This is a genomic window from Ramlibacter sp., from assembly GCF_013697775.1.
Lineage (GTDB): Bacteria > Pseudomonadota > Gammaproteobacteria > Burkholderiales > Burkholderiaceae_C > Ramlibacter.
Window position 1 is genome coordinate 1 of record NZ_JACCWG010000433.1, and the last position, 7,815, is coordinate 7,815.

7 protein-coding genes are annotated in these 7,815 nt (G+C 67.9%); 3 read left to right on the forward strand and 4 right to left on the reverse strand.

The annotated features are described in order from the left end of the window. Window positions 1-130: 130 nt before the first annotated feature. The 3 genes from H0U68_RS21855 to H0U68_RS21865 form a co-directional block, all read right to left on the reverse strand. Window positions 131-508: a response regulator gene (locus tag H0U68_RS21855; RefSeq protein ID WP_296359011.1), complete on the reverse strand. Its 378-nt coding sequence runs from the start codon at window positions 506-508 to the stop codon at window positions 131-133. A gap of 69 nt (window positions 509-577) precedes the next feature. Beyond that, window positions 578-1,273, reverse strand: a complete 696-nt coding sequence (locus H0U68_RS21860) for a response regulator transcription factor (RefSeq protein WP_296359012.1) — start codon at window positions 1,271-1,273, stop codon at window positions 578-580. Window position 1,274: 1 nt separating this feature from the next. Then, a complete protein-coding gene (locus H0U68_RS21865; protein ID WP_296359013.1) occupies window positions 1,275-1,994 on the reverse strand; it encodes a sensor histidine kinase in 720 nt (239 codons plus the stop codon). 388 nt (window positions 1,995-2,382) lie between these two features. Between H0U68_RS21865 and H0U68_RS21870 the strand changes: the two genes are divergently transcribed. After that, complete coding sequence (locus tag H0U68_RS21870; protein ID WP_296359014.1) at window positions 2,383-2,820, forward strand: response regulator; 438 nt, start codon at window positions 2,383-2,385, stop codon at window positions 2,818-2,820. A 30-nt stretch (window positions 2,821-2,850) separates the two neighbouring features. Here the strand turns inward: H0U68_RS21870 and H0U68_RS21875 are convergent, their stop codons facing one another. Then, window positions 2,851-3,507 (reverse strand): DsbA family oxidoreductase, encoded by a 657-nt coding sequence (locus H0U68_RS21875; protein WP_296359015.1) that lies wholly within the window; start codon window positions 3,505-3,507, stop codon window positions 2,851-2,853. Between the two features lie 112 nt (window positions 3,508-3,619). On the opposite strand from H0U68_RS21875, the gene H0U68_RS21880 reads away from it, so the two are divergent. Then, the gene (locus tag H0U68_RS21880) at window positions 3,620-4,042 is read left to right on the forward strand and encodes a PaaI family thioesterase (protein ID WP_296359016.1); all 423 of its coding nucleotides are present in this window, start codon (window positions 3,620-3,622) and stop codon (window positions 4,040-4,042) included. Window positions 4,043-4,429: 387 nt separating this feature from the next. Beyond that, on the forward strand, window positions 4,430-7,815 hold a 3,386-nt coding region (locus tag H0U68_RS21885; RefSeq protein WP_296359017.1), incomplete at its 3' end, for an AMP-binding protein.

Here is a 7,815-nt window from a genome sequence, read left to right on the forward strand (position 1 = left end):
GGCTGCGCAGCGCGTCGTTCAACTGCGTGGCAACGTGCTGGATGGCCAGATCGATCATGTGCCCGAACGATGCCAGCCCACTGCCGGGCTGCACATCGGCAAATTGCTGAGATTGGCCTTCCGAAACTGCTTAGTTCGCACTTCCCCGCGCACTGGCGTGGATGGCGGCGAGCAGATGGGCGAACGGCTGGTCCTTGCGCACGCAGGCGCACGCGCCCGCGGCCAGCGCCGCGGCGACGAGCCGGGGTTCGTCGTGCAGGCACAGGGCGACGATGCGCAGGCCCGGATGGCGCTCGGCCACGCGCGCCAGTGCGGCGATGCCGCCGCCGGCGGGGGAATCGATGTCGAACAGCACGACCCCGGGCGGGTTGGCTAGAAAGGCGTCGGAAAAACTCCGCAGGCCCGACGCCTCGGACACCACGGCAATGCCCGATTCACGCGCCAGCAGCCCGGCGAGGTGCTGGCGGTACTGGGCATGCGGATCGACCAGCGCGACGCGGATGTTCACGCGCCAAGGATCGGCGCGCCAGCCGCGCCGCGCCATCAGCGAAAGACTGAATTTGGCGGTGAGGAAAACCTAGGAGATCTGCTCCGGGGTGCTCCCCACCCGACACACCGCATCCAGCGAACTCAGCCCCTCGCGCAGCGCATACCGCGTGAGTTCCGCCATGCTGCCGATGCGCAGCTTCTGCAAGATGTGCTGGCGGTGGGTGGCCACGGTCTTGGCGCTGACGTACAGCCGCTCGGCAATGTCGTTGGTGGAATGGCCTTCGGAGAACAGCTGCACCATTTCACGCTCGCGTGGCGTCAACGCCGCGCCGGTGTCCTGCGCGGTGGCCTCGCCGCTCGCGCGCGTGCGGCACTCTTGCACCACGATGCCGACCAGCTGCGCGCTCAGGTAGATCTGCCCTGCCGCCACCTGGCGCACCGCACGCGCGAGTTCGTCGAACGAGCAGTCCTTCACCACGTAGCCGGCGGCACCGGCGTTCAGCACGCTGAGCACCAGCCGGCTTTCCACGTGTACCGACAGGCACAGCATCTTCACCTGCGGGTCGTCGGTGCGGATGCGGCGGATGGCCTCCAGGCCGTTGAGGCCGGGCATGGAGAAATCGGTGACGGCGACGTCGGGCTTCAGCTGGCGCACCAGGCGGGCGAGCTCGGCGCCGTCTTCGGCCTGGCCGACCACTTCCAGGTCGGGCTGGCGCTCCAGCAAGGCGGCCAGGCCTTCGCGCAGGATGCGGTGGTCGTCGGCAAGAACGATGCGGATGGACATGTCAGTGCGCTTCGGTTGCGGCCGGCTGCAGCGGCAGGACGATGGTGGCGCGCGTGCCGCGGCCCGGCGCCGATGCGAGGGCGAGATGGCCGCCCACGGCCTGGATCTGCGCCTCGGCGCTGAAGAGGCCGTAGCCGCCGTGCGGCCCGAAGCCCACGCGCGGGCGGTCGGCGTCGAAGCCGACGCCGTCGTCGGCCAGCACGATCAGCAGCCGCTCGGCGTCGGCATCCAATGTGATGCGGGCTTCGCGCGCGCGCGCATGCTTGCTCATGTTGGCCAGCAGTTCGCGCAGCACGCGGAACACCACGGCCTGCACCTGCTGCGGCAGCGCCAGCGCGGGCAGTTCGCCGTGCAGCGCCACCTTGATGCCGGCCAGCCGCTCGGTGCGCGGCACCAGGCTTTCGATGGCGGCCTGCAGGCCCAGCTGCTGCAGCACCGGGCTGCTGAGGTCGAAGGTGGCCGAGCGCGTGGCCTGCAGCGCCTGGCCGACCAGTTCGCGCATCTGCACCAGCTGCGCGCCCCGCTCCTGCGCGTCGCTGGCGTCGCCGGCATGGCGCAGTGCGTCCAGCTTCAGCGCGACGATCGCAAGCACCTGGCCGATGTCGTCGTGCAGGCCCAGCGCGATGCGCTCGCGCTCGCGCGCTTCGGCCACGGTGACTTCATAGGCCAGCATGCGCAGCTGGTCCTCGGTGCGGGTGCCTGGCAGCTGCGGCGGCAGCAAACTGGCGGGCGGCGCCCGCCGGGTTTCGGTGCCGTCCGGCGGAGGCTCCGCGGGCCGCGCGTATGCGGGCCAATATGCTTGTGACAAGTCCTCTCCCCTGCGCAGGCGCCAACTCGACCGTACGCCGCGCGAGCTGCGGATTGTGGGCCGCGGAACGCGGCCGCGCAAGCCCGTGGCGACATGAATTCCGGTGCTAATAAACCGAGACGCATCCCTCCCGCCATTGGCAACGTGGCCGGAATTCCCAGATGGCGCCTGGCGCAGGAACCTGGCGGTAGTATTCGGTCGGGGGCCATGTGACAATCCGCCCCGCAGGGAGAGTCCGCGCACCGCCGCGGAGAAGCAGGCCGGCGTGCCTGCCATGCCCATTCCCGTTCCCAAAAGCCTCATGAGTGATGCTGCGATCCTTGTGGTGGACGACAACCCCGACCACCTCGAGCTCACGGTGCTCGCGCTCGGCGAGTGCTGCACCGCCACCGACGTCGCCACCGCCACGGACGGCGTGGAAGCGCTCGACTACCTGTTCGGCCGCGGCGCGCACGCCGACCGCGACACGCGCCAGCAGCCGCGGGTGGTGATCCTGGACATGAAGCTGGTGCGCATGCACGGCCTGGAGGTGCTGCAGGCGATCCGCCGCAACCGCCTCACCGCCACCCTGCCGGTGGTGATGCACTCCTCATCCACCGAAAAGAACGACATCGCGGCCTGCTACGCCGCCGGCGCCAACAGCTACGTGCGCAAGGCCACCGACTTCGACGAGCTGCGGCGCAAGATGCGCCAGGTGCACGACTTCTGGCTCGGGGTGAACGAGCGGTCGCGCGACTGATCAACCAACACGAATCAATTGCGCAGCAATTTATTCGTGTTCAGCGGCGATCTGCCGCAGTGCCTGCGCGAACACCTCGGGCGGCTGGCCGCCCTGGATCAGGTGGCGCTCGTTGACGATCACCGAGGGCACGGCGCTGATGCCATGCTGCTGGTAGAACTGCTCGCGCTCGCGCACCTCGCCGGCATAGGAACCGTCATCGAACACGCGCGCGGCCTCCGCGCGGTCCAGGCCGGCTTCGGCAGCGGCGTCGAGCAGCACGGCGCGGTCGTTCGGCGCACGGCCTTCGCCGTGGTAGGCCTTCAGCAGCGCCTTCTTCAAAGCCAGCTGCCTGTCCGCATCCTGCAGGCCGGCCCAGTGCAGCAGCCGGTGCGCATCGAACGTGTTGTGGGCGCGCCCGCGGCCTTCCTTGCGGAAGCTGAAGCCCAGCGCCTCGCCGCGCTGGCGAATGCCCTCGCGCGCGGCGGCCTGCTGCTCTGGCGTGGAGCCGTACTTCTGGGTGAGGTGCTCGCCGATGTCCTGGCCTTCGGGCGGCATGCCGGGGTTCAACTCGAACGGCTGGAAGTGCAGCTCGGCGCGCACATCGCCGTCCAGTTCGCCCAGCGCTTTTTCCAGCGAGGCCAGCCCGATGGCGCACCAGGGGCAGGCAACGTCGGAGACGAAATCGATCCGCAGGGTGGCAGTCATGCCCGCATGGTAAGGCGCGCGCGAAACCCTTGCTTCGCGCATTGCATTGTTGGATGAGGCCGGGCGGGCTACCATCAGGTTCATCACCGCAATGCAAAGGGAGCGCGTGTCCATGTCTTCATCATTGGAAGCCGCAAAGGCATTTCTCCAGACAGCCTTCGAAAGGGCTTCCATCGCGAAAACGATGGGGATGTGCTTGACGTACGACGACGAAGGCAACGCCACCGTGTTACTGCCGCGCCATTCCGGCTACGACCATGGGATGGGCGATACGCACGGTGGCATCCTGGCCGTGATGCTGGATACCGCGGGCTGGTTCACGGTTGCCGCGCATTGCCGCAAAATGGTCCTCACCGCGGACCTGCACGTGAGGATGCTGGAAGGCGCCAAGCATCAGGATCTGACCGCCACCGCGCGCGTGGTGCGGGGCGGCAGCAGGCTGGCCACCGCCGACATGCGCCTGACATCGGCCGACGGCCGGCTCGTCGCCACCGCCACCGCCTCGTTCTCCGTCCTCGGCGATCTGTCGAGCTGAGACTGCCGGGCGTGCCGCCCTGACGGTCCTCCCGCGCCCGCGCCACCGCATGCACCGCCGGTGGCCTGACGGTTTTTTCGCACTCCCCTGAAAGACGTCCGGTGTCGCGCGTCGCGCGTCGCTGCGCGCGGCCGCGCATTGCCGACACGATCGATTGTCGTTGTGCGGACTATCGACGAAACATCTATCGAACAAATGAATTGATTTTTCGAGATCAATTTATTGAAAAGTCCAATTGTCATTTAATGGACTATTAGAGAAACATTTAACAAACAAATGAATTGGTTTGAAGATCAATTCATTAGCTGTCCTTCAAGACTACAAAGTTATCTTTTCCCTTGACCAAAGCTCGGCATCCGCACCGATCAACACACTCCAAAACCTGCCATGAACCGCGACGAATTGCCTTTGGGGATGTTTGCACTGGACGACGCTTCGCTTCTCTCGTCGCACCGCACGATCGTGGACCGGTTGTTCCATTGGGGGACGGTCTGCCCCGACAAGACGGCATACACCTTTGTGCGGGACAAGGGCCGATGCGAGGGCGAGCTGAGCTTCTCGCAGCTTTGCCACGCAGTTTCCGGGTGCGCGGCCGATCTGCAGGCGCGCGGGCTGGCCGGCGAGCGGGTGATGCTCGTCCTGCCCTCGGGGCTCGACTACCTCGTCGCGTTTCTCGCGTGCCTGGCCGCCGGTGTCGTGGCTGTGCCCATGTACCCGCCCTCGACCAAGCGGGACTGGGACAAGCTGGTCGCGGTGCGGGGAAACTGCACGCCCGCCGCGGTCATCCTGGACAGAAAAGTGATCGAGCGCAACGGTTCCGCGCTCGGCGGGATTTTCGGCGGCCAGCCTCCGGACTTCATCTTTGCCGACGCATTCGTTGCCGGGCATGCACCGGGCAGCCTTGCCGACGCCGTGCCTGCATCCTTGCCGCCGCTGCGCGACATCGATCCGCGCGGCATCGCTTTTCTGCAATACACCTCGGGATCGACAGGCACCCCCAAGGGAGTGATGGTCTCGCACGAGAACATCCTGCAGAACGCCCGCCACCAGGCGGGCGCGATGGGCAGCAACTTCCATTCGGTGCTTGTCAGCTGGCTGCCCTTCTATCACGACATGGGACTGATCGCGGTCGTCCTGCAGGCGCTGTCGGTCGGTGCCCACGCGGTCCTGATGTCGCCCTTCAGTTTCCTGCGCCACCCGGGCAGCTGGCTGGGCGCGATCTCCCAGTACCGCGGCACCATCTCGGGCGCACCCAATTTCGCCTTCGATCTCTGCGTCGACAAAATGACCGACGCCGAGATCGCCCAGCTCGACCTCGGCAGCTGGCACACCGCCTTCAACGGTTCGGAGACCGTCAAGACATCGACACTGGAACGCTTCGCCGCGCGTTTCGCGCCCACCGGCTTCCGGGCCACGGCCCAATTCCCCTGCTACGGCCTGGCCGAAGCGACCCTGTTCGTTTCCGGTGGCCATGCCCTGCCCGAAACGGTCGCGCTGTCGCTCGACCGCGGCGCACTGGGCGCCGACAAGGCGCTGCCGGCGGCGGACACCGCCTCCACCGCGCAAGTCGTGAGCGTCCATGAGGTCATCCCCGACCTCATGGCGCTGGTCGTGGAGCCGCGGACCTGGAAGGCCAGGCCCGACGGCGTGGTGGGCGAGATCTGGCTCAAGGGCATGAGCGTCACGCGCGGGTATTGGGAACGCCCGATCGAAACGGCGGAAACCTTCCGTGCTTACGAGGCGGACACGGGCGAAGGCCCGTTCCTGCGCACGGGCGATCTCGGCTTCATGAGGAACGGCAAGCTGTATATCACCGGCCGCATCAAGGAGCTGATCATCGTCAACGGGGTGAACTACTACCCCCAGGACATCGAAGAGACCGTGCAGTCGCTGGGCGAGCCCTTGCGCGTCCACAGCGGCGCCGCGTTCACGCTGCCGGACGAAAGCATCGCGATCGTTCAAGGACTCAATCGCCTGAAGTTAACGGCCGCCGAACTGCAGCTGGAGATCGACCGCATCCGGCGTGCGGTGTGGGAAAGCCATGGCCTCGCGCCGGCGTTCATCGGCTTCGTCCAGCCCGGCGAGATCGCCAAGACAAGCAGCGGCAAGATCCAGCGCGACCTCATCCGCCGCAGGCTGATCGCCGGCGAGCTGGGCCTGCTGGCTTGCTGGCCGGAGGCCGGGGCCGGCATGCACGCCGCATCCGCGCCCGAGTCCGTGCCCGCAGCCGGGCAAGCGGCGTCGCCCGAGGCGCAGGCATTGATCGCCTGGATCAAGGATTACTTCCCGCGCCGCGTGAACTCTCAATTGATCGACGAGCGGCGCTCCATCCCGCCCTACGTCGTACTCGACATGGGCAACCGCGGCCTGCTCGGCATGATCGCGCCGCGCTCGGCGGGAGGCCTGGGATTCGGCAACGCCGATTTCCTGCGCGTGCTGGAAGTGCTCGGCGCCAAGGACGTGACGATCGCGCTGTTCGTGGCCCTCAACAATGCGCTCGGCATCTGGCCGATCGCCGCCCACGGCAGCGCCGGGACCAAGGCGCGGCACCTGGCGGACCTCGCCTCGGGACGCGAGCTCGGCGCCTTCGCGTTGACGGAGCCCGGCGCCGGGTCCAACCCGGGCGCCATCTGCGCGACCGCGCAGCGCCTGCCGGACGGCGGCTACCGGATCAGCGGAACCAAGTCCTGGAGCGGCTCGGCCGCCTGGGCGGGCGTGATGAACGTGTTCGCGAAGACGGTGGACGCCGACGGGCAGGTCACCGGCGTCACCGGCTTTTCCATTGCACAGGACAGCCCCGGCATCCGGCAGGGGCCGGAAGCCTTGACCATGGGCATGCGGGGCATGGTCCAGAACACCGTGATCCTCGACGGCGTGGTCGCGCGCGCCGACCAGGTGCTGGGCCAGGCCGACCACGGCATGGCCGTGGCGCAGGACACGATGTGCTACGGCCGGCTGGCCATTTCCGCGGTCTGCCTGGGCGCGATGAAGGGCTGCTACCAGCTCATGCTGCGCTATGCCGGGCGGCGCGACATCTCGACCGGAGCTCTGCTCGGCAACCCGCATACGCGCTCGGTCCTGACCGACACCATGCACGCGATCAAGGTGCTGGACCGGCTGACGCAAGAGCTCGCCGGGCAACGGGACGCGGGGGACGCCGTCTCGCCCGAGCTGCTGGCGGTCTACAAATGCCTTGCCACCGAATGGCTGTGGCTAACGGTCGACCGCACGATGCAACTGGCCGGCGGCCGCGGCTATATCGAGAGCAACCTGATCCCGCAGATCTTCCGCGATGCGCGCATCTTCCGCATCTTCGAGGGGCCGACGGAGGCGCTGCACCATTTCCTGGGCAGCGCCGCGCTGCGCACGCCCGAAGTCTTGCGCGCCTGGCTGTCGCCGCGCCTGGACCAGGCCGCGCTGGCGCGGCATTGCGACGAAGTCCTGGCGCACCCCGACATCGCGCAGCCGCCGGCCGGCGCCGACGCGGCCGGCATGCACTGGCGCTACCAGGCGCTGGGCGCCTATATGGCGGAACTGGTTTTCTTCGCGACCGCATCGCACGCCCGGGCGGCGCCCGCGCAGTGGCTGGAACTCAGGATGGCGCAGGCGCGCGACCTCCTCGCGTGCGCGCCGCAGCGCCTGGCCGGTCTGGAAACGACCGGCACGCTCGCGTCGTTCGGCGGCGCGATCGACGGGCAGATCGGCATCGACGTGCGAAGCGCCGCGCATCCCGACGTCGCCTGCGATCCCTGGCTTGCGGCGCCCCCGATGCG

Bases quoted from the DNA above. Each gene is read 5' to 3' on its own strand.
- H0U68_RS21875 (WP_296359015.1), bottom strand. From the start codon at position 3,507: ATGACTGCCACCCTGCGGATCGATTTCGTCTCCGACGTTGCCTGCCCC.
- H0U68_RS21860 (WP_296359012.1), bottom strand. From the start codon at position 1,273: ATGTCCATCCGCATCGTTCTTGCCGACGACCACCGCATCCTGCGCGAA.
- H0U68_RS21870 (WP_296359014.1), top strand. From the start codon at position 2,383: ATGAGTGATGCTGCGATCCTTGTGGTGGACGACAACCCCGACCACCTC.
- H0U68_RS21880 (WP_296359016.1), top strand. From the start codon at position 3,620: ATGTCTTCATCATTGGAAGCCGCAAAGGCATTTCTCCAGACAGCCTTC.